The following is a 20,274-nucleotide window of genomic DNA, read 5'->3' on the forward strand; positions in this document are numbered from 1 at the left end:
AGGTCTGACCGGCGGATCGGCAGAACGACGTATGTCGGCCGGGCGCAACCGGTTGGTCGCAATGTCGACGCGAGGTGGGGGACAGGGGTGCGGCGGCGGTAGAACGGGAAGGGCGGCTGTGACTAGGCTGCGAGCCATGGCCAGCGACGTGGACAGCACACCGCTCGTCGGTCGGGCCGACCTGGTGGCGACGGCGCGCGCCGCGCTGCTCGACGATGTGGCGCCGGGAAGCACGGCTGCCGTTTTCCTCACCGGTGAGAGCGGGGTGGGCAAGACCCGACTGCTCCGCGAGCTCGGCCAACGGCTGGGCGACGCGGGTGCGCTGGTGCTCACCGGCTCCTGTCTGGACATCGGCGACGCCTCACCCCTGCATCCGCTGCGGCAGGCGTTGCGTCGTCTCGACGTCGACCTGCCTCCGGCCGCCGCCGCCTCGGTCCGCGCGCTGCTGGCGATGTTCGCCGAGGACGCGGCGAGCCCGGACGGCGCGGGCGCGCTGTTGGAGCGCGTCGCCCGGGGGTTGAGCGTGATCGCCGGCGGCCGGCCCGTGGTGCTGGTCCTCGACGACCTGCAATGGGTCGACCGGACGACCCGGCAACTACTGCTGTATCTGCTGGCCGGCCTCGGCGACCTTCAGCTGTCGGTGCTCGCGGCGGTGCGTTCGGAGTCCCTGCAGGGGGCGCATCCGCTGCGCCGGGTGCTCACCGAGCTGCGTCGACTGCGCTCGGTGCAGGTGCTCGACCTCGCCCCGCTGGACCGGGCCGCCGCCGAGCAGCTCGCCGCCGCGGTGGTGGGCCGGCCGCTGCCTCCCGAGGCGGTCGAGCGGTTGTGTCAGCGCAGCGGCGGCAACCCGTTCGTCGTCGAGGAGCTCGCCCGGGATCTGCGGGACGGCCGTGACGGGCTCTCCGACACCCTGCGCGAGGTCTTCCTGGCCCGGGTGGACGCGTTGCCGCAGCCGGCGCACCGGGTCGTGCACGCGGTGGCCGCCGGGGTGGAGCCGGTCGAGCACTGGCTGCTCGCCCAGGTGGTCGGACTACCCGAACAGGACCTGCTGGACGCGATCCGGGCGACCGTGGCCCACCGGCTGGTGGTCAGCTCCCACGACGGCTACCGGCTGCGGCACCGACTCGTCGCCGAGGTGCTGGAGGACGAGCTGCTGCCCGCCGAGCGGGCCCTGCTGCACCGCCGTTACGCCGAGGCGTTGACCGCCGCGCCGGGGGAGTTGCACCAGGCCCGGCTGGCCCACCACTGGCGGCTGGCCGGCGAACCGCAGCGGGCGCTGCCGGCGGCGGTGGCCGCCGCGCAGGAGGCGGAGCGGCTGTACGGCTACGCGGAGGCGCACCGGCACTGGTCGGTCGCGGTGGAGCTGGCCGAAGGGCTGCCCGACGCGGAGCGGGCGACGCTGCTCAGGCATGCGGCCGAGGCCGCCCACCACTGCGGCGAGTACGCCCGTGCGCTGGCCCTGCTAGAGAAGCTGGCCGCCATCGACGTCGATCAGACGGCCTGTGAGCTGCACATCCGCCGGGCCCGCTACCTGGCGGCGGCCGGCCGCTCGGCGTTGGCCGAGGCGGAGTACCAACGCGCCCTCGACGCGGCGGACTGCAGCTCCCGACAGCGGGCCACAGCCGCCGCGCACCTGGCCGAGCTGCTGCTGCAGCTGGGCCGGTACGCCGACGCCGGCCAGTGGGCCAAGGAGGCGCTGAGCCTGGCCGAACAGGCCGAGGACGCCACCACGGAGGTGGTGCTGGCCAGCATGGCATTGGGCTTCTCCGAGGCGTACCGCCAGGATCCGGACGCCGGGCTGGCCGTGCTGCGTCGCGCGCTGGCGACCGCCGAACGCGCCGGCCGGCCCGAAGACGTCGCGCTGGCCTACCTGCACCTGGCCGAGCTGCTCACCGGGCCGTTGAACCGCATGGAGGAGGGGGTGGTGGTGGCCCGCCGGGGCGCCGAGCGGGTGGCCGAGCTGGGGCTCGGTCGCAGCTACGAGACCCGGTTGCTGGCGATCGCCACGAACGGTCTGTTCCGGGTCGGGCAGTGGGCCGAGGCGGAGAAGGTGGTGGCGGCGGCGCTGCGGCATCGCCCCTCCGGCACCGACGCGGTCGAGCTGCTGCTGGCCCGGTGCCGCCTCTCGGTGGGCTACGGCGACATCGAGGCGGCCGACCGGGACCTCGACGCGGTGGCCACCATGCTGGCCGGTGGTGGTGCCCGGCACGTGATTCCGCTGCTCACCCTGCGGGCCGGGTTGGCCATGTGGCAGGGCCGCCACGACGTGGCCCGGCACGCGGTGCAGCGGGGGTTGACCGAGACCCGCTCCGACGACCTGGTCATCGTCGCGGTGCTGGTCTGGCACGGTCTGCGTGCCGAGGCGGAGGCGAAGGCCAGCCGCACCCCCGTCGACGACAACGCGGTGCGCCGGTTGCGGCAGATCGTCGACCGGGTGGCCGAGAAGAGTGTGCGCGCGGCCCAGCCGGTACGCGACGTGGTCGACGGCTATCTGGCGCTCTGCGCCGCCGAGGTGAGCCGGCTCGACGTGACCGATCCGGACCTGTGGGCGCGGGCCGCCGCGGAGTGGGACCACCGCAACCATCCGTATCCGGCGGCGTACTCCCGACTGCGTCAGGCGGAGGCGTTGCTGGCGCGTCGGCGGCGTACCGCCACGGCGGGCAAGCTGCTGCGGCAGGCGTACCAGACGACCCAGGGGCTCGGCGCGGTGCCGTTGACCGAGGAGATCCGTACCCTCGCCGGTCGTGCCCGGGTGACGCTGGAGGACGCCGGCCCGCTGGGGGCACGCGAGCCGGACGGTGACGGTGGCGCGGAACTCGCCGCGCTGACCGCCCGCGAGCGTGAGGTCCTGGCCGCGGTGGCCGAGGGGTTGACCAACCGGGAGATCGGCCAGCGGTTGTACATCAGCGAACGGACCATCGGCGTCCACGTGTCGCACATCTTCGACAAGCTTCAGGTACGTACCCGGGTCCAGGCCAGTGCCATCTTCCTACGTAGTCAGGCGTAGGTGTCGGATAGGTAGTTCTACTGATGTCGTGCGGGGGCCCTCCTGAAAGGCTGAGCCCGGCGCCGCAAGGGCACGGCGGCGGCGACGATCAGCGTGGAGGACGACATGAGCGAGCGGGTCTGGGGGCCGATACACGGGGACATCGTCGACCTGCTCGCCGACCACCCGACGGACGTGCCGGCGGTGGTCGACCACCTGACCAAGCTGCAGGACATGCTGGTCCGGCTGCCTCCGCTGCTGGAGAGTTGCCCGCTGGCCGACTTCAACAAGCTGTACCTGACCATCACCACGAGCGTGCTGGACGGCCTGTACGCCGACCGGTTCGTCGACCCGGCCTTCCTGTCCCGACTGGATGTGGAGTTCGCCGCCCGCTACTTCGACGCGCTGCGGCTGTGGACCGACTCCAGCCCGGGCACGCCCAAGGCCTGGTCCTGTCTGTTCGAGCGGATGCGCGGCCCGGACGCCCGGCCGCTGCCCTCGGCGGCGGCCGGAGTCAACGCGCACATCAACTTCGACCTGCCGTTCGCGCTGGTCACCACCTTCGCCCACCTGGAGTCCGAGCCGGTCGACGGAAGTGACCAGCACCGCGACTACCTGGAGATCAACAAGATCTTCGCGGACAAGATCCCCGGTCTGCGCCGGGGCTACCTGGAGCGGTGGCAGCTGCTCATCGACATGCTCAACGGGGAGATCGACGACTGGTACCAGGGCGAACTGATCGGATACACGCGCGACGTCGCCTGGCGCAACGCACAGCGGGTCTGGCGGTGCCGGCACGACCCGCACCTACACGAACGCGAGCGTAAGCGGCTCGACGAAACGGCCGCGGCGCTCGGTCGGTTGCTGCTCTCGCCCCTGGGGGCGTTTCTGCAGTAGCCGGGGACGGGGGGTCCCCGCGCCCGGCCCGTGGGCGGGGCGCGGGGGCGGTCCGGCAGCCGGGGGGCATCGCCAGGATCGGACCAGGGGGGAGCAGGGGGTCGGCCGGCCCGGGGGGTGTCGGCCGGCCTCCTGCGGGTACGCCGCACCCATGACCGCTGTGTCCCGGCGCCGTCCCGCAGCACGGCCCCGACCTCGCCCCTCCGCCCCGGCACGTCCCGCCCGACCGGGAGACCGTGCCGGCCGGGGAGCCCGCGGATGAGCCGGCGACGCTTCGAGTTCCGCTTCGATCCACCGTGGCGACCCGTGCTGGCCCTGCTCGGTGTCCGGCCGTCGACGGCCTGGGTCGACGTCGACGCCGACGAGGTCACGGTGCGCTTCGGGCCCTGGCGGCTGCGGACCACCCGGGACAACGTCACCGGGGTCCAGGAGAGCGGCCCGTACCGCTGGTGGCGGGCGATCGGCCCGCACCTGTCGGCCGCCGACGTCGGTGTCACCTTCGGCAGCAGCACCGCGCGGGGACTCTGTATCCGTTTCGGGCGACCGGTGCCGGCCCTGCTGCCCGGCCGATGGCTGCGCCACCCTGCGATGACGGTGACCGTCGCTGATCCGGACGCCCTGGCCCACGCCCTCGCGGCGGCACCCGACGGCGGTGTCGGCCGGCTTTGACCGTTTTGTCGAGGTGGTGTTCGGCGACCGCCTACGGTCGGGGCAGTGAGTGGGGGGAGGGCGGGCCAGAACATGGGGGACGGGACCAGAGCGCGACGTGGCCGGGGCCGCCGGGGGAAGCTGTCCGGCACACCCGAGCCCGCGCTGCGTGCCGCCCGCGACCCGACCCGGCCGGGCGAGCGGGCCGGTCGACGGGTCGCCGTGCCCGAGCACGTGGCGGTGCGTCCGCCCGGTCCGGCGATGCCGCCGAGCCGGCTGCGTCGGTGGCTGCTCATGCACCAGGTGCAGCCGGTCGGTCCGGAGACCGCCGAGGGGCATTCCCGGTCGCATGCCTGGTGGCGGGTGATGTGTCTGACCGGCGTCGACTACTTCTCCACCCTGTCGTACCTGCCGGGCATCGCGGTGCTGGCCGCCGGGGCGCTCTCCCCGCTGGCGACCCTGCTGATCGTGGTGCTGACCCTGTTCGGCATGCTGCCGATGTACCGCCGGGTGGCCCGGGACAGCCCGCACGGCCAGGGCTCGGTGGCCATGCTGGAACGGCTGCTGCCGTTCTGGCGGGGCAAGATCTTCGTGCTGATCCTGCTCGGCTTCGTGGCCACCTCGTGGATCATCACGATCACCCTCTCCTCGGCCGACGCCACCGTGCACATGTTGCAGAACCCGTACCTGCCGGCGGCGTTCGGCGGGACCACCGTCGCGGTCGTGGTGACCGTGGTGCTGCTGCTGATCCTGGGCGGGGTGTTCCTGCTCGGGTTCCGGGAGGCGGTGGCGGTGGCCGTACCCCTGGTCGCCGTCTTCCTCGCCCTGAACGCGGTGATCGTGGTGGTCTCCCTGGTCGAGATCGCCGGTGACCCCCGGGTGCTTACCGACTGGACCACGGCGTTGACCGCCGGCGGCGGACCGGGGCAGTTGGCGTTGACCGCGGCGCTGGCGTTCCCGCTGCTGGTGCTGGGACTCTCCGGCTTCGAGACCGGGGTGAGCATGATGCCGCTGGTCGCGGGGGAGGGGCCGGACGCGCAGACCCGGTTGGCCGCCCGGATCCGCAACACCCGGCGGCTGCTCACCGCCGCCGCGTTGATCATGTCGGTGTACCTGCTGTCGACCACCTTCGTCACCACGCTGCTCATCCCGCCCGAGGAGTTCGCCCCGGGCGGGGCGGCCAACGGGCGGGCGTTGGCCTACCTCGCCCACGAGCACGTCGGTGAGGCGTTCGGCACGGTCTACGACCTCAGCAGCGTGCTGATCCTGTGGTTCGCCGGCGCCTCGGCGATGGCCGGTCTGATCAACATCGTGCCGCGCTACCTGCCGTCGTACGGCATGGCGCCGGATTGGGCGCGGGCGATCCGGCCGGTGGTCATCGTCTACACGGTGATCTGCATCGGCCTGACCGTCCTCTTCCGCGCCGACGTCGACGCGCAGGCCGGGGCGTACGCCACCGGGATCCTGGCGATGATGGTCTCCGCCGCGGTCGCGGTGGCGATCGCCGCGCTCGGCCGTCGCCAGCGCGCGACCGCCGCCGGCTTCACGGTGCTCACCCTGGTCCTGCTGTACGCGTTGGCCGAGAACGTGCTGACCAAGCCGGACGGCATCGCCATCTCGGGCCTGTTCATCCTCGGCATCATCGCCGTCTCCCTGGTGTCGCGGGTCAGCCGGACCACGGAGCTGCGGGCGGAACGGGTGGAGTTCGACGAGGCGGCGCGGCGGTTCATCGCCGACTCGGTGGCCCACGACGGTCGGCTGCACGTGATCGCGCACAAGCGGCGCAGCGGCGCGGTCAAGGAGTACACCATCAAGGAACGGGCGCAGCGAGGGCAGAACCCGGTGCCGGGCGCGACCGACGTGCTGTTCCTGGAGATCGACGTGGTCGACCCGTCCGGGTTCCGGCACGTGCTGCGGGTCCGTGGGGTCGAGGTGGGCGGCTACCGGGTGCTACGGGCCAGCAGCCCGGCCGCGCCCAACGCCATCGCCGCGGTCCTGCTGGCGCTGCGCGACGCCACCGGCGTACGTCCGCACGCGCACTTCGAGTGGTCCGAGGGCAATCCGATCGCGCATCTGCTGCGGTACCTGATCCTGGGCCGGGGTGACACGCCGCCGGTGGTCCGGGAGATCCTGCGCAAGTCCGAGCCCGATCCCTCCCGCCGTCCCGGTATCCACGTCGGCGGTTGAGCCCTGCGGTCCGGTTCGCGACCAGGACAGCAACATGAAGACGAAGGGCGTACTTATTCACTTATGCCGGATTTCGGCCCTTGTTGGTCGTACGTTGCCTCTGGTGGCTACCGCGAGGTCAGCCGCTCCGCGCCCGATTCGGCGCGGCGTCTGTTTCGCACACACGAGAGGCAGGAACCCTCATGTCCACGTACCTCGGGGGCCGACAACCGGCCCGACGCGGGCGCCGATCGCCCTGGTATCTGGCCGGCGGGCTGGCGGCCGGCAGCCTGGTGGCCGCGGTGGCGGGTCTCGGCGGCGCTGCCGCGTCGGCCATCGACCGGGACACGCCCGCGCCGGCCCAGGGCCGGCCCGCCGCGCTCTCCGCCGACAACGGACCCTGGGACGCCGAATCGGCGGACCGGGACAAGCAGGACCGGGACAAGAAGTGGCAGCGTCCCGACGACGCGCAGCGCGGCGGGCCCGGAAACGGTCGACCCGACGAACCCGAGGGCCCGCGTAGCGGGGGCAACGGGCGTGCGCCCCAGCACAAGGCCGTACAGGTGCCCTGTGACTCCACACGGCTGATCGCCGCGCTGGTCCGGGTCAACGCCGAGGGCGGCGGCCTGCTGCGGTTGGCCGACAAGTGCACGTACACCCTGACCCACGCCTTCCAGCAGGCCGACGAGTACGACGGTGGGATCCGCGACGCCCGGGAGGCCGCCGACGCCGCCGAGAACCCGGGCGACGCCGAGGCGCCGCCGCGCAACCCGGCGCACGACACCGCCGGCCTGCCGGTGATCTACCACGCGATCACCATCGAGGGCTCCGGCGCGACCATCTCCCGTGGCGTGCACGCGCCGGACTTCCGCTTCTTCACCGTCCGCGACGGCGGCGAACTCACCCTGCGCGACGTGACCCTGCTCAACGGCCGGTCGAAGGCCGAGGGTGGCAGCATCCACATCGTGCACGGCGCGACCGCAGTGGTCGAACGAGTCACCGTCGCCAACAGCACGTCGCTGTCCGCCGACGGTGGCGGTGGCGGCATCTTCAACGACGGCAACCTGCGCATCAGCGACAGCACGCTGGTCGGCAACCGGGCCGCCGGCACCGAGGGCAAGGGCGGGGGCCTGCTCAACGGTGGTGTCATGACCATGTATCGCACCGAGTTCCGGCACAACAGCGCCGTCAGCTACGGCGGCGGGCTGGCCAACTTCCGCGCCGCCGGGGACGTCTACTCGTCCACGTTCGTCCGCAACAACGCCGCGCAGGGTGGCGGCCTGGCCAGCTTCTCGGCCCGTACCAAGGTCTTCGACAGCCTGGTCGCCGGCAACAGCGCCCAGACCGGCGGTGGCCTGGCCAACTCCGACGCGGTGCTGGTGCTCGGTCAGCTGACCGTCCGGGACAACCTCGCCACCGTCGCCGGTGGCGGCATCTCCACCGTGCAGGGCCTGCTACCGATCGACGACAGCGTGATCAGTGGCAACACCACGCGCGGCAACGGCGGTGGCGTCTACGCCGCGAAGTCCAACCTGCTCGTGCGCGGCACCGACGTGAAGGGCAACGAAGCGGTCGGCAAGAAGTCGCAGGGCGCCGGGCTCTTCGTCACCGCCGGCACCAGTTCGGTGTACCGCAGCCTGATCGTCGGCAACCGGTCCACAGTCAAGGCCGGCGGCATCCAGGCCGAGCGGGCCCAGGTCAAGATCGACGACGACAGCATCGTCGTCGACAACAGCCCTACCAACTGCCTGGGCAGCAAGGTTCCCGTCGCGCACTGCTTCCGCTGAGCGAGGAGCCACCCGACGACGCTGCGTCCGGCCTCCGGCCGTCTGGTCTCGACGACCGGGCCGTACGAGAGGCTGGACGCAGCGTCGTCGTACCGCGTCACTGCGAGGGCTCGGGCAGTTCGCAGTCGACCTTCGGGTTGGCGCCGACGTAGTTGAGCGGACCGGCGGCGATGGTCACCAGGATCGTGCCGACCTCGGCGCAGTTGGCTTCCTCGTCGCTGTAGTAACCGCGCTGACCCGCGGCGATCGCGCCGATGACGAGCCAGATCACCACGAGGACTCCGAATATCGACGTGCCACGCATGGCTTCCTCCACGGTCGGGGGTGCTAGCAGGGTGTCCCGGCCATGTACCCCGCCGCGCTCTCCGCCTAACGACACCCCCGACTTCACCGGACACCGGCGTTGCCGCCCCGCAGAGCGAGGCACCCCGATCACCCGCCGCCCGTGCAACTTCGGGGAAGGTGCTGCCATTGCCCGCACCGAGGCGACATCTTCCCCGAAGTTGCACCCACTCAGGCGGTGTCGCCGGGCTGGCGGGAAAGGATCTTCGCCTGCTGTGGCCAGGTCACCAGGCTGGCGGTGGCCCGCAGCCCGGCACCCCGGATGGTGTCCCGCAGCGTCGCCTCGTCCAGCTCCGCCAGCTGTTGGTAGGTGCGGATGCCCGCCCCGTGCAGGGCAGCGGCCATCTTCGGCCCGACGCCCTGGATCCGCCGGAAGTCGTCGACGGCGTCGCTGGCGTCGGCGACCGTGACGTCGGCGACCGGGGCCTCGTCGGTGCTGGCTGCCGGGGTGGCCTCGGTGCGCGGGCGGGGCGTGGTGGTGGCCTTGCGCCGCTTCGGCGGGGTGGCCACGGCGGGACGAGCCGCCGCGGTCTCCTCGACCGCCGGCTCCGCCGGACCGTCCGGGACGGACACCGCCGGTGCCGACTCGGGCTCGGCCGTCGTGCCGGCGGCCACCGCGGTGTCCGCTGTGGTGGCCGGCTCGGAGGCGTCAGTCGTGGTGGCCGGCTCGGGGATCTCCGTCGCGCTGTCGGGCTCCGCGACGCTCGTCGTGGCGACCGGCTCGGCAGTATCCGTCGTGGCGACGGGCTCGGGGGTGTCCGTGGTCGCCACCGACTCGGGCGTGTCCGTCGTGGCGACGGGTGCCGTCGTATCGATCGTGGCGACGGGGGTGGGCGCGTCGGTCGTGGCGACCGGCTCGGCGGACACGCTGGGTGTCGGCTCCGACGACGCGGGCTGGCCGCCCGGGCTCGACTGCTCGGTGTCGGCGGGCTGGCGGGACGCCGGCACCGGCGCCTGGCTGGTGGTGGGGTGCGTCGACGCGGGCGGTTCGCCGCGGCGGCTGCGCAGCAGCACCCAGCCCCCGGCCAGGCCCACCAACAGCACGACGAGCAGTATCAGCCAATTGCCGACGGAGTCGATCACGGCAAACCTCCCTGAAGTTCATGTCCGGATCGTGGCGAGAAAAACTCGCCGAAGCTTCGCATACCAGCGACGTGGGCAACAGGCAGGTCAGGTAACAGTCCGTGTCGTCACGACGGGGGCTACCAGCGGTGCCCACGGCGGAACGGAGGGTGCCCACCCGGCGATGCCGACGATCCCGGCGCCGTCGCGGGCACCGGGATCGTCGGTACGGGTGGAGGTCGTCTGCCGGCTCAGTCCTCCTCGCCGCGATAGGTGTAGAAATCATCGACGAACTTGCGCCGCAGTCGGGGCACCCGGCTGGTGACCCGGAAGTAGCCCCGCGCGCCGAGCAGGGCCAGCCGCCCGAACACCGGCTTGTACATCCGGTCGTCGCCGCTGGTGCCGCTGCGCGCCAACGAGTCGGCCACCCGGGCGAAGCCGTACGGCACCATCACCGCCTCGTAGTCGGCCACCGCCTGCACCAGCGACTTCTCACCGGCGGCGGCGAGGATCAGTTGACGGCGCAGCAGGTTCGCGTCCCGCAGCGCGGTGTTGGCGCCCACGCCCCGGCCCGGTGTCATGGTGTGGATCGCATCGCCGAGCAGGGTCACCGTACTGCTGTGCCAGGGCGGCACGGGCTCCGATGTGGACACCCGGATCGGCAGCGCGCTGTCCGGGTCGGCCTGCCGGAGCAGTTGGCGCAGCCGCGGGTGCCAGTTCGCGGTCAGGTCCAGCGCCACCTGGATCAACTCCGACCCCCGGCGACGCATCACGTCCTCGGGGAAACGTCGGGCGGTGCTCCAGACCACCAGGTTGATGTTGTCGCGGGTGCTGTCGTGCCGCAGCCCCGGCCAGTCCGCGAGCAGCGCCGCATCGGCGGGGTCGACGTCCGGCTTGAGTCGACCGTCGGCGTCCCACTTGAACTCCATCACGTGCAGCACGCCCATCATCCCGCCGGTCCCGAAGATCAGCGAGATGCCCCGCTGCACCGCCGGTGGCAGCAGGGCCCGGGTGTCGTCGGTCAGCGGGATCCGGGTGGCGATGTTGATGGTGCCGGCGTCCCGGATCACCGCGTGCGGCAGGTACTGCCGGCGTACCGCGGACTGCGTGCCGTCCGCCGCCACCAGCAGGTCACCGGTGGCGGTGCTGCCGTCGGCGAAGTGGGCGGTGACGGTGCCGTCGTGGTGCTGCTCGTACCGGGTGAAGGTGCGGTCGAAGTGCACCACGTCCTCCAGGCCGGTCAGCAGCACCTGGCGCAGCGTCATCCGCGCCACCGACCGCTCGGTGTCGACCGGATGGGTGTCCGGGCGCAGCGGGAACGACGCCGTGGGCCGCAGCTTCTGGTCCAGCACGTTGAAGTAGCGCGGCGATCGGGCGCAGGTGGCCAGGTAGATGTCGAACAGTTCGGGCGGCAGGCAGTCGCGCAGGGCTCGGCTGCCGGTCGGGCCGATCCCCACGCGGTAGCCGAGGAGCCCGTCCGCCCGGGTGCGATGGCGCTCGTACACCTCGACGCCGATGCCGGCTCGACGAAGCCCGTGCGCCAGGCAGAGTCCGCCCGTGCCGGCGCCGATGATCAGGACGTGCGGTGTCCGGGTGACCACTGTGCCGTCCGGTCAGCTGGCCGCACGCGGTGCCGGAACGTCCGCGCCGTCCCAGCGGTAGAAGCAGTTGGCGATGGCGTCGCGGGGCGAGCGCCAGGTCGGCAGGTAGGGCGAGGTGTGCGCGGAGAGCCGCTCGTTGACCTGGCGGTAGAGCGGGTGGTTGCGGGCCGTCGCCAAAGCGTCGGCACCGACGTCCTCGGTCTCCATCAGGTGTACACACAGATCGTGCAGGCAGTACAGGGAGCGGTGGCGTACCCCGGTCAGGCCGGGCAGTTCGGTCGCGTCGGACTCGGCGAAGATCTGCGCCACCCGACCCTCCGCGCCCGGGATGATCCTGCTGACGATAACGAGACGGCTGCTCATCGGTCCCCTCTCACCGGTGGTCGCGCCGGCTGCCTCGCCGGACGCACCTGTCACCCTGCCTGCGGACCTGTCACCTGACCGTCAACGTCGACCGTCGATCCGGTGACGTTGTCAGCGTGCTCAACCGCCCTGCTGGGTCGACCGCAGCGCCGGGTACCGACGTGACGTCGAGGCCGCCTGGCTGGCGCGGCGGATCGGTTCCAGGGTGTCGTCGAGCAGCGCGCTCATCGCGGGGGAGGGCTCCAGTCGCAGTTCGCGCAGCAAAAGGTCGCGGTAGACGTAGAAGGCGTGCACCGCCTCGAAGGCGTTGCCCTCGGCGAGGTGGATCCGCACCACGAGCCGGTGCGGCGTCTCACGCAGTGGCTCCGCGGCCATCGCCTCCAGCGCCGCGTCGAGCGCCTCACCGTGCCGCCCGGCGACCAGGTGGTGACCGGCCACCTGTTCCAGCATGTGCAGTCTGAGTTGGCGCAACCGTTCCCGCTCGGTCAGCACCCACTCGTCGTACCAGCCGGGCAGCAGGTCGTGTCGCCCCGCGGCGAGGGCCTGCGCGGCGTCGGCCGGGGTCTGACCGTCGCGGACCCGGCCGGCGGTGTCGACCAGCTTGTCGACGTCGACCTGCACCGCCGGGTCGAGGCGGACCGTGTCGGCGTTGGTCGCCAACGGGCAGTACGGGTCCTGCCGTAGCCGCCACAGCGCGGTCCGCAACGACGACAGGGCCCGCTCCTCGGTGGTCTCCGGCCACAACAGGCCGGCCAGATGGGTGCGGGTCGTCGCGGGCCGCAGCCCGATCAGCGCGATGACTCGTTGCAGGCCACGCGGCACCACCACCGGGGTGTCGTCGTGGGTCAGCCGGAAACCGCCGAGCAGATGAAGTCGGACCTCGGCGTCCCGGAGCTTCCCGGTGGTCGGCGTGGGCGAATCGGCCACGGGCACCCCCTGCGCAAGGCGTTGTCTGCGGGCATGGCCGGGCCCCGGCGTGGCCGCCGTGACGCCACTGTCGACTGCGAACGTCGCGCAACCGTGCGCGAAGCCGGGTCGGACCGTCGTGAAGGTTATCAATCGCAGTTACTCTGGGTCAATGTGCGTGTCGGCTACGTAACTCGTACGTCATCTTTGAAAGCGCCTCTGAACTGGCCAATCGTAGTGATGTTCAGGTTCGGGGTCGTACAGCTGAGCCACAGCTTGCGTCAACGCAGCGTCACCGACACCGGTGTCGGTGGGGGGTGTTCGTGACGCTCGGGTGACGGCCCGGTCCCCATCGTGTCGAGAGTCGACCCGGACACCGGGTGGGGTCGGCAACGGCCCGTGGAGAGGAAACAACATGGACCGAACGCTGATCGTGGCGAAGGTGGTCCCGACCGCCGAGAACGCGGTCGCCGAGATCTTCGCCGAGTCCGACACGACCGAACTGCCACACCTCGTCGGCGTCGCGCACCGGTCGCTGTACCGGCTGCACGACCTGTACGTACACCTGCTGGAGACCGACACGCCCGGCGACGGCGCGGTCGAGGCGGCGCGCGACCATCCGGAGTTCCGGCGGATCAGCGCCCGGCTGCGTCCGTACATCACGCCGTACCTGCCTGACTGGCGCTCGCCTCGGGACGCGATGGCCCGCTGCTTCTACCGCTTCGACGCCGAACCGAGGAGGGAACTATGACCGTCACCGACGGCCGCTCGCTGACCGACGAGATCACCGACATCCTGGTGACCAACTGCGGGCTCGATCCGGATGCCGCCGCCCGCGAACCGGCCGCCTCCCTGGAGGAACTGGGGATGGACTCCCTCGCGCTGCTCGAACTGACGGCCGTCGTCGCCGACCGGTGGCGGGTACGCATCCCCGAGCAGGCCGCCCGACTGAGCATCCCCGCCGTGGCCGACCTGATCTCCCGCCGCGCCGACCCACCCGGCCACACCGAGAACAGCATCGTCATCGCCGCGCCGCTGGAACTGGTCTGGTCCGTCACCAACGCCGTGGCCGGCTGGCCCGACCTGTTCACCGAGTACGCCCGGGCCGAGATCCTCGACACCGACGGCGACACCGTGCGGTTCCGGCTCACCATGCATCCCGACGAGAACGGGGTGGCCTGGAGCTGGGTCAGCGAACGCACCCCCGACCGGGCCACCCGGCAGGTACGGGCCCGCCGGGTCGAGACCGGCCCGTTCGAGTACATGCGGATCCACTGGACCTACACCGAGGAACCGGACGGGGTCCGGATGACCTGGGTGCAGGACTTCGCGATGAAACCGACCGCGCCGGTGGACAACGCCGGGATGACCGAGCGGATCAACACCAACAGCCAGGTGCAGCTCGCCGTCATCAAGGAACGGATCGAACGGCTGGCCGGCGTCCAGCCCGCCGCCGTGGCCACCGGAGGCGACGATGCGTGACCTGGCCCTGGTGGCCGCGCGGGACGTGCCCGCCGACCGCCGTCGCGGTGGCGAACTGCGGGTCCTGCTCGGCCCGCGCACCGTCGGCAGCACCTCCGGATTCATGGGCGTGGCGACCATGGCACCGGGGGAGCGGATCGCGGAGCACTACCACCCGTACAGCGAGGAGTTCCTCTACGTCGCCCGGGGTGCGATCACCGTCGACCTCGACGACGAGCCGGTCGGGTTGACCGCCGGTGAGGCGTTGTTCGTGGCCCGCAACGTCCGTCACCGGCTGCGCAACACCGGTGACGTACCCGCCGAGGTGGTCTTCCACCTCGGTCCCCTGGCCCCCCGCCCGGAACTCGGCCACGTCGACACCGAGCTGGTCGAACAGCGGGACGGGTCGTGACCGGCCGACGGACCGTGGTGACCGGCATCGGGGTGGTCGCCCCCGGTGGCGTGACCCGGGACCGGTTCTGGAAGACCATCACCGAGGGGCGCACCGCCACCCGCCGGATCAGCTTCTTCGACCCGACGCCGTTCCGCTCGCAGACCGCCGCCGAGTGCGACTTCGACCCCGACGCCGCCGGCATCCCGCTGGAGCGGCGGCGGCGCGCCGACCGGTACGTGCAGTTCGCGCTCGCCTGCGCCGCCGAGGCGATCGCCGACAGCGGCCTGGACCTGACCGACGCCGAGCGCGACGGCGCCGGCGTGGTGCTCGGCACCGCCGTCGGCGGCACCATGGCCCTGGAACAGGAGTACGTCACGGTCAGCGACAGCGGTCGGCGTTGGCTTGTCGACGCCGGGCTCGGCGGCCCGTACCTCTACCAGGCGCTGGTGCCGAGCAGCCTGGCCGCCGACGTGGCCTGCGCACACGGCCTGCACGGCCCGGCGCAGGTGATCTCCACCGGCTGCACCTCCGGCATCGACGCGATCGGCTACGCCCACCAGCTCATCGCCGACGGCGAGGCGGACATCGTGCTCGCCGGCGCCGCCGACTCACCCATCTCCCCGGTCACCGTCGCCTCCTTCGACGCCATCGGGGCAACCAGCCCGGACAACGACGACCCGGCGCACGCGTCGCGCCCGTTCGACGCCGACCGGCACGGTTTCGTGCTGGCCGAGGGGGCGGCGGTGCTGGTGCTGGAGGAGGCCGGGCACGCCCGCCGCCGCGGCGCGCACATCTACTGCGAGGTCGCCGGCTACGCCAGCCGCAGCAACGGCTACCACATGACCGGCCTGCGCCCCGACGGCGTGGAGATGGGACTGGCCATCACCGACGCGCTGCGCCAGGCCAGACTGGCACCCCAGGACATCTCCTACATCAGCGCGCACGGCTCCGGCACCCGGCAGAACGACAGGCACGAGACCGCCGCGTTCAAACGGGCGCTCGGACCGGCCGCGTACCGGGTGCCGATCAGCTCCATCAAGTCGATGGTCGGGCACTCGCTGGGCGCCATCGGTTCCATCGAGATGGCCGCCTGCGCGCTGGCCATCGAGTACGGGGTGGTGCCGCCCACCGCCAACTGGACGACCCGGGATCCGGAGTGCGACCTGGACTACGTGCCCAACGAGGCACGCGAGGTGCCGGTGGACGTGGCCCTGTCGGTCGGCAGCGGCTTCGGCGGTTTCCAGTCGGCGATGCTGTTCCGTCGCCTGGCCCGGGAGGTGCCGGCATGAACGAGCATCGTCGGGCGGTGGTGACCGGGATCGGCGTGGTCGCGCCCAGCGGCGTCGGCGCCGAGGCGCACTGGCGTACGGTGCTCGCCGGTCAGCGGCGTACCGGCCCGATCACCCTGTTCGACGCCGCCGACTACCCGACCCGACTCGGTGGCGAGGTGCCCGACTTCGACCCGGCCCGGTACACCGACAACCGGGTCCTGGTGCAGACCGACCGCTGGACCCATCTCGGGTTCGCGGCCACCCGACTGGCCCTGCGGGACGCCGGCCTGCCCGAGCGCCCCGCCGACCCGTACGGCTGGGCGGTCACCCTGGCCAGTTCGTCCGGCGGGAACCTGTTCGGTCAGCGGGAGCTGCAGCGGCTCTGGTCGTCGCCGAGCCGCACCGTCGGGGCGTACCAGTCGATCGCCTGGTTCTACGCGGCGAGTGTCGGGCAACTGTCCATCGCGCACCAGGCGAAGGGGCCGTGCGGGGTGCTGGTGGCCGAGTCGGCCGGTGGGCTGGACAGCCTGGCCCACGCCGTACGCACCATCCGGCGGGGCGCCTCCGTGGTGCTGGCCGGGGCCACCGAATGCCCGCTGAGCCCGTACGCGCTGGCCTGCCAGCTGCGCTCCGGCCTGCTCAGCGCGGTGGACGATCCGCAGCGGGCGTACCAGCCGTTCGACGTCTCCGCCAGCGGCTATCTGCCCGCTGAGGGCGGTGCCGTCTTCGTCGTCGAGGAGTACGAGCACGCGCGGGCCAGGGGAGTGCGCGGCTACGGCGAGGTGACCGGCTGGGGTGCCACCCACGACGCGGCGCACACCACCGCCGAGAGCGCCGGTGACCCGCACCAGTACGCCCGGGCGATGCGGCTGGCCCTGGGCCGGGCCGGCGTCGAGCCGCACGAGGTGGATCTGGTGGTGCCCGACGCGCTCGGGGTGGCCCGCTACGACCGGGCCGAGGCCACTGCGCTGCGGGCGGTCTTCGCCGGTACGGCGCCGGCGGTCAGCACCCACAAGGCGCTCACCGGGCGGGCGCACCAGGGCGGTTCGGCGCTGGACGTGGCGACCCTGCTGCTCGCCTTCGCGCACGACACGCTGCCCCCCTCGGCCGGCCCGGAGCAGGTCGCCGAGGGATGCGAACTGGACTTCCTGCGTGAGCGCCGCCGCCCGCGTACCCGGGTGGGTCTGGTCTGCGCGCGCGGCTTCGACGGTTTCAACAGTGCGCTGGTGCTGCGGGGGACGGCACCGGCCGGAAAGGACAAACCATGACGCGAGGACGGGTCGTCTTCCTCGTCCGGGTGCCCACCGAACGCACCGACGACTTCCTGCGGGCGTATGAGGCCGTGCGGCACCTGGTCGCCGACGGGGTGCCGGGACACCTGGTCGACCAGGTGTGCCGCTCGGCCACCGACCCGGAGCAGTGGCTGATCACCAGCGAGTGGGCCAGCCTGGCCGACTTCGAGGCGTGGGAACGCAGCCCGGAACATCGGGATCTGGTCCGGCCGATGCGGGAGTGTTTCACCGACGCCCGGTCGCTGCGCTTCCACGTCCACGCACAGACCCCGGTCCCGGTCTGAGCAGACAAGTGCGAGGCGGCCAGGAAGTGGCTGCTTGTCCGTGCCATCTTCAGTGTACGGCTCGCCATGCCCCTTCAGATCGTCCGGATTGATGATTTTTGTCCCCAGGTCGGCTCATAGGCTCACCCGGTGATCATCGTGCGGTGCGGGGGCGGGCATGGCTGACGTCAGGGGACAGGAGATCGCTGCCGAACAGGTGGTGGTGGACCGGGTCTACGAGCTGCTGGAGGGCGCGCGAGAACGGGCCGACGAACTCGCCGGCGAGGGGCATCGGCGGGCGGCCGGCGGCCCGGCCACCGGGCTGGTGGAGCGGGACGCGATGGTGCACCGGGCGGCCGTACGGCTACGGTCGCTCGACGCCGAGGCGGAGGGCATCGTCTTCGGCCGGCTCGACTTCGACGACGGCGAGACCTTCCACATCGGCCGCCTCGGCGTACGCGACGGCCACGAACCCCTGCTTGTCGACTGGCGTGCTCCGGCCGCCGCAGCGTTCTACCGGGCGACGCCGGGCGACCCGCTCGGGGTGATCCGCCGCCGGGTCATCCTCTGCCAGGGTCCGAAGGTGATCGACCTCGACGACGACGTGCTCACCCCCGAGAAGGCCGGTGAGCTGCGGGTGCTCGGCGAAGGAGCGCTGCTGGCCGCGCTGCGACGCTCGCGTGGAGCGCACATGCGCGACATCGTCAGCACCATCCAACGGGAGCAGGACGAGGCGATCCGGGCCCCGGCCCGGGGCGTCACCCTGATCACCGGCGGGCCCGGGACCGGCAAGACGCAGGTCGCGCTGCACCGGGCGGCGTACCTGCTCTACACCAACCGGGGCCGGCTCACCGACGGCCGCATCCTGGTGGTCGGCCCGTCGACCGTCTTCACCCGCTACATCAGCCGGGTCCTGCCCTCCCTCGGCGAGGAGAGCGTGCACCTGCGGGCCCTCGGCGAGCTGGTCGAGGGGGTGACCGCCACCCGCCGCGACCGCGCCGCCGTCGCCCGGATCAAGGGCGACGACCGGATGCGCGACGTGCTGGCCGAGCTGATCTGGCAGCCACCACCGACCGCGCCGCAACGGCTACGACTGGTGTACGCGGGCCAGCCGCTGACGCTCGACGCGCGGCACCTGGCGGCGGCCCGCCGTCGCATCCGCGCCCGCTGCGCGACGGACGGCACCACACCCAACGCCGCCGCACCGACCGTCACCGCCGTCCTGCTGGAGACCCTGTGGCAGGAGGTCGACGGCAAGCACCTGGACCGGGAGCTCTTCGCCGAGGAGATCCGCGACCGTGACGAGTTCCGCCGGTTCCGTCGCGCCTGGTGGCCGCCGCTGACCCCGACCGAGGTGTTGCGTTGGCTCGCCGACCCCGCCCGGGTGGTCGGTCTGGACCCCGAGGAGGCCGAGACACTGGCCGCGACGTACCGGAACCGGCCCGACTGGTCCGTCGACGACGTGCCGCTTCTGGACGAACTGGCCGAGTTGCTGGGCCGTCCGCCCGCCGCACCGCAGGCGCCCGAGCCCGAGTGGCGGCTGCGGGAGCTGACCACCGGCACCCGGACCGTGGCGACCTTCGTGCTCAGCTGCGGCCTGCGCAACGGCTGGGAGCTGTACGCCCCCCACCTGTCGACCCCCTTCGCGCTCGCCGGACCGGGCATCGACAACGACGCGATCGTCGCCGCGCAGCGCTGGGCGGAGGCGGTCATCCTGCGGGAGGGGCACCAGGTCGTCGGCTGGGCCGACGGCTTCGACCCGCACGGCGAGGAGGGTTACGTGCCGGTGCTGGCCGAACCGCTGCCGGTCGAGGAGGTCGAGGAGGACTCGGCCGACGACGAGCCGTACCTGCACGTCATCCTCGACGAGGCGCAGGACCTCTCCCCGATGGAGTGCCGCATGATCGCCCGCCGGGTCGAGTACGCCTCGATGACCGTGGTCGGCGACCTCGGGCAGGCGACCCATCCGCTGGCGGCGCAGTCGTGGCCGCAGTTGCTGGCCCGGATCGGCAAGCGGGAGGTCCGCACCCTGGAACTGCACACCGGCTACCGGGTGCCGGCGCTGATCGCGGAGTACGCGGCCCGCGCCCTCACCCCCGGGATCGCGCCGACCCGGTCGTACCGGCCCGGCGGCACCCTCGCCGTACGCCGGGTCGACGACCTGCACGCCGCGTTGCGCAGCGAACTCCAGCAGGCACCGCCCGACGCGACCGTCGCCGTCATCGCCGCCGACGACCGGACCGAGACGATCACCCCGCTCATCGACGCCCCCGGCGTCGCGGTGGTCCCGGCCAGCCTGGTCAAGGGCCTGGAGTACGACCATGTCATCGTCGTGGAGCCGGCCGAGATCGTGGCCGCCGAACCGCGCGGCATGAACCGGCTCTACGTCGTACTGACCCGAGCCGTCGCGACCCTGGTCGTCCTGCACCACGACGCACTGCCTGTTGCCCTGCGCGACGATGACCCCGTTGAGCTGACGTAGCGCGTTCACCCGTTCGCAACCTGTGACGGCCCCCGTGGTCCGGTCCTGGGTGGACAGTCATAATGGATCGCATGGTTGCCTGGGAGTACGCCTTGTTGGTCCGCCGCTACCAGGGGCAGGGCCGGAACTTTCACGTCACGTTCGTCTGGTACGGCCCCGACGGGTCACGCAAGGACGTCACCGCCTACGGTGACACCGCCGTCGCGCATCTCAACCGTGTCGGCCGAGAGGGTTGGGAACTCGTCACCGCCGCCGAGGACGTGAACAACGTGCAGGGCAGCACCGAGGTCCACCGCTACCACCTCAAGCGCCCGCTGAACTGAGGCGCGCCCTGACCCGGCGGCGTCAGGGGT

Annotated in this window: 18 protein-coding genes; 13 read left to right on the forward strand and 5 right to left on the reverse strand. The window is 72.2% G+C overall.

What is annotated here, in order from left to right; genetic code table 11:
* Window positions 1-136 precede the first annotated feature (136 nt).
* The 5 genes from EG812_RS03630 to EG812_RS03650 all read left to right on the forward strand — a co-directional run bounded on the left by EG812_RS03630 (window position 137) and on the right by EG812_RS03650 (window position 8,484).
* Window positions 137-3,007, forward strand: a complete 2,871-nt coding sequence (locus tag EG812_RS03630; protein WP_126710739.1) for a helix-turn-helix transcriptional regulator — start codon at window positions 137-139, stop codon at window positions 3,005-3,007.
* A 105-nt stretch (window positions 3,008-3,112) separates the two neighbouring features.
* On the forward strand, window positions 3,113-3,883 hold the full coding sequence (locus EG812_RS03635) for a DUF5995 family protein (protein WP_013734513.1): 771 nt from the start codon (window positions 3,113-3,115) through the stop codon (window positions 3,881-3,883).
* Window positions 3,884-4,141: 258 nt separating this feature from the next.
* Window positions 4,142-4,552: a hypothetical protein gene (locus EG812_RS03640; RefSeq protein ID WP_013734512.1), complete on the forward strand. Its 411-nt coding sequence runs from the start codon at window positions 4,142-4,144 to the stop codon at window positions 4,550-4,552.
* Between the two features lie 72 nt (window positions 4,553-4,624).
* Window positions 4,625-6,718 carry an APC family permease gene (locus tag EG812_RS03645; RefSeq protein ID WP_126711102.1) on the forward strand — a complete coding sequence of 698 codons (2,094 nt, stop codon included), beginning with the start codon at window positions 4,625-4,627 and terminating at the stop codon, window positions 6,716-6,718.
* A gap of 182 nt (window positions 6,719-6,900) precedes the next feature.
* On the forward strand, window positions 6,901-8,484 hold the full coding sequence (locus EG812_RS03650) for a hypothetical protein (protein WP_126710740.1): 1,584 nt from the start codon (window positions 6,901-6,903) through the stop codon (window positions 8,482-8,484).
* A 97-nt stretch (window positions 8,485-8,581) separates the two neighbouring features.
* On the opposite strand, the gene EG812_RS03655 is transcribed toward EG812_RS03650, so the two are convergent.
* The 5 genes from EG812_RS03655 to EG812_RS03675 form a co-directional block, all read right to left on the reverse strand.
* Window positions 8,582-8,788 carry a hypothetical protein gene (locus EG812_RS03655; RefSeq protein WP_013734509.1) on the reverse strand — a complete coding sequence of 69 codons (207 nt, stop codon included), beginning with the start codon at window positions 8,786-8,788 and terminating at the stop codon, window positions 8,582-8,584.
* Window positions 8,789-8,997: 209 nt separating this feature from the next.
* Window positions 8,998-9,909: a helix-hairpin-helix domain-containing protein gene (locus EG812_RS03660; protein ID WP_233579367.1), complete on the reverse strand. Its 912-nt coding sequence runs from the start codon at window positions 9,907-9,909 to the stop codon at window positions 8,998-9,000.
* A 230-nt stretch (window positions 9,910-10,139) separates the two neighbouring features.
* Window positions 10,140-11,489 carry an FAD-dependent oxidoreductase gene (locus tag EG812_RS03665; RefSeq protein WP_013734507.1) on the reverse strand — a complete coding sequence of 450 codons (1,350 nt, stop codon included), beginning with the start codon at window positions 11,487-11,489 and terminating at the stop codon, window positions 10,140-10,142.
* A 12-nt stretch (window positions 11,490-11,501) separates the two neighbouring features.
* Complete coding sequence (locus tag EG812_RS03670; RefSeq protein ID WP_043721276.1) at window positions 11,502-11,852, reverse strand: TcmI family type II polyketide cyclase; 351 nt, start codon at window positions 11,850-11,852, stop codon at window positions 11,502-11,504.
* Window positions 11,853-11,972: 120 nt separating this feature from the next.
* The gene (locus tag EG812_RS03675) at window positions 11,973-12,779 is read right to left on the reverse strand and encodes an AfsR/SARP family transcriptional regulator (RefSeq protein ID WP_013734505.1); all 807 of its coding nucleotides are present in this window, start codon (window positions 12,777-12,779) and stop codon (window positions 11,973-11,975) included.
* Window positions 12,780-13,173: 394 nt separating this feature from the next.
* On the opposite strand from EG812_RS03675, the gene EG812_RS03680 reads away from it, so the two are divergent.
* The 8 genes from EG812_RS03680 to EG812_RS03715 all read left to right on the forward strand — a co-directional run bounded on the left by EG812_RS03680 (window position 13,174) and on the right by EG812_RS03715 (window position 20,244).
* Window positions 13,174-13,509 (forward strand): TcmI family type II polyketide cyclase, encoded by a 336-nt coding sequence (locus EG812_RS03680; protein WP_013734504.1) that lies wholly within the window; start codon window positions 13,174-13,176, stop codon window positions 13,507-13,509.
* The gene (locus EG812_RS03685; RefSeq protein ID WP_126710741.1) at window positions 13,506-14,240 is read left to right on the forward strand and encodes an SRPBCC family protein; all 735 of its coding nucleotides are present in this window, start codon (window positions 13,506-13,508) and stop codon (window positions 14,238-14,240) included. The genes EG812_RS03680 and EG812_RS03685 overlap by 4 nt, the downstream gene beginning before the upstream one ends.
* Window positions 14,233-14,631, forward strand: a complete 399-nt coding sequence (locus EG812_RS03690) for a cupin domain-containing protein (protein WP_013734502.1) — start codon at window positions 14,233-14,235, stop codon at window positions 14,629-14,631. The genes EG812_RS03685 and EG812_RS03690 overlap by 8 nt, the downstream gene beginning before the upstream one ends.
* On the forward strand, window positions 14,628-15,902 hold the full coding sequence (locus EG812_RS03695) for a beta-ketoacyl-[acyl-carrier-protein] synthase family protein (RefSeq protein WP_013734501.1): 1,275 nt from the start codon (window positions 14,628-14,630) through the stop codon (window positions 15,900-15,902). The genes EG812_RS03690 and EG812_RS03695 overlap by 4 nt, the downstream gene beginning before the upstream one ends.
* Window positions 15,899-17,152, forward strand: coding sequence for a beta-ketoacyl synthase N-terminal-like domain-containing protein (locus EG812_RS03700; RefSeq protein WP_013734500.1), 1,254 nt, complete (start codon window positions 15,899-15,901; stop codon window positions 17,150-17,152). The genes EG812_RS03695 and EG812_RS03700 overlap by 4 nt, the downstream gene beginning before the upstream one ends.
* The gene (locus tag EG812_RS03705) at window positions 17,149-17,460 is read left to right on the forward strand and encodes an antibiotic biosynthesis monooxygenase family protein (protein ID WP_013734499.1); all 312 of its coding nucleotides are present in this window, start codon (window positions 17,149-17,151) and stop codon (window positions 17,458-17,460) included. The genes EG812_RS03700 and EG812_RS03705 overlap by 4 nt, the downstream gene beginning before the upstream one ends.
* Window positions 17,461-17,617: 157 nt before the next feature.
* Window positions 17,618-19,921: a HelD family protein gene (locus EG812_RS03710; protein WP_126710742.1), complete on the forward strand. Its 2,304-nt coding sequence runs from the start codon at window positions 17,618-17,620 to the stop codon at window positions 19,919-19,921.
* Between the two features lie 62 nt (window positions 19,922-19,983).
* Entirely contained in the window at window positions 19,984-20,244 is a 261-nt protein-coding gene (locus EG812_RS03715; protein WP_013734497.1) for a hypothetical protein, read from the forward strand.
* Window positions 20,245-20,274: the final 30 nt, after the last annotated feature.

Source organism: Verrucosispora sp. FIM060022 (assembly GCF_003977705.1).
GTDB classification, from domain to species: domain Bacteria; phylum Actinomycetota; class Actinomycetes; order Mycobacteriales; family Micromonosporaceae; genus Micromonospora; species Micromonospora gifhornensis.

Bases quoted from the DNA above. Each gene is read 5' to 3' on its own strand.
- EG812_RS03630 (WP_126710739.1), top strand. From the start codon at position 137: ATGGCCAGCGACGTGGACAGCACACCGCTCGTCGGTCGGGCCGACCTG.
- EG812_RS03635 (WP_013734513.1), top strand. From the start codon at position 3,113: ATGAGCGAGCGGGTCTGGGGGCCGATACACGGGGACATCGTCGACCTG.
- EG812_RS03640 (WP_013734512.1), top strand. From the start codon at position 4,142: ATGAGCCGGCGACGCTTCGAGTTCCGCTTCGATCCACCGTGGCGACCC.
- EG812_RS03645 (WP_126711102.1), top strand. From the start codon at position 4,625: ATGGGGGACGGGACCAGAGCGCGACGTGGCCGGGGCCGCCGGGGGAAG.
- EG812_RS03650 (WP_126710740.1), top strand. From the start codon at position 6,901: ATGTCCACGTACCTCGGGGGCCGACAACCGGCCCGACGCGGGCGCCGA.
- EG812_RS03655 (WP_013734509.1), bottom strand. From the start codon at position 8,788: ATGCGTGGCACGTCGATATTCGGAGTCCTCGTGGTGATCTGGCTCGTC.
- EG812_RS03670 (WP_043721276.1), bottom strand. From the start codon at position 11,852: ATGAGCAGCCGTCTCGTTATCGTCAGCAGGATCATCCCGGGCGCGGAG.
- EG812_RS03680 (WP_013734504.1), top strand. From the start codon at position 13,174: ATGGACCGAACGCTGATCGTGGCGAAGGTGGTCCCGACCGCCGAGAAC.
- EG812_RS03685 (WP_126710741.1), top strand. From the start codon at position 13,506: ATGACCGTCACCGACGGCCGCTCGCTGACCGACGAGATCACCGACATC.
- EG812_RS03690 (WP_013734502.1), top strand. From the start codon at position 14,233: ATGCGTGACCTGGCCCTGGTGGCCGCGCGGGACGTGCCCGCCGACCGC.
- EG812_RS03700 (WP_013734500.1), top strand. From the start codon at position 15,899: ATGAACGAGCATCGTCGGGCGGTGGTGACCGGGATCGGCGTGGTCGCG.
- EG812_RS03705 (WP_013734499.1), top strand. From the start codon at position 17,149: ATGACGCGAGGACGGGTCGTCTTCCTCGTCCGGGTGCCCACCGAACGC.
- EG812_RS03710 (WP_126710742.1), top strand. From the start codon at position 17,618: ATGGCTGACGTCAGGGGACAGGAGATCGCTGCCGAACAGGTGGTGGTG.
- EG812_RS03715 (WP_013734497.1), top strand. From the start codon at position 19,984: ATGGATCGCATGGTTGCCTGGGAGTACGCCTTGTTGGTCCGCCGCTAC.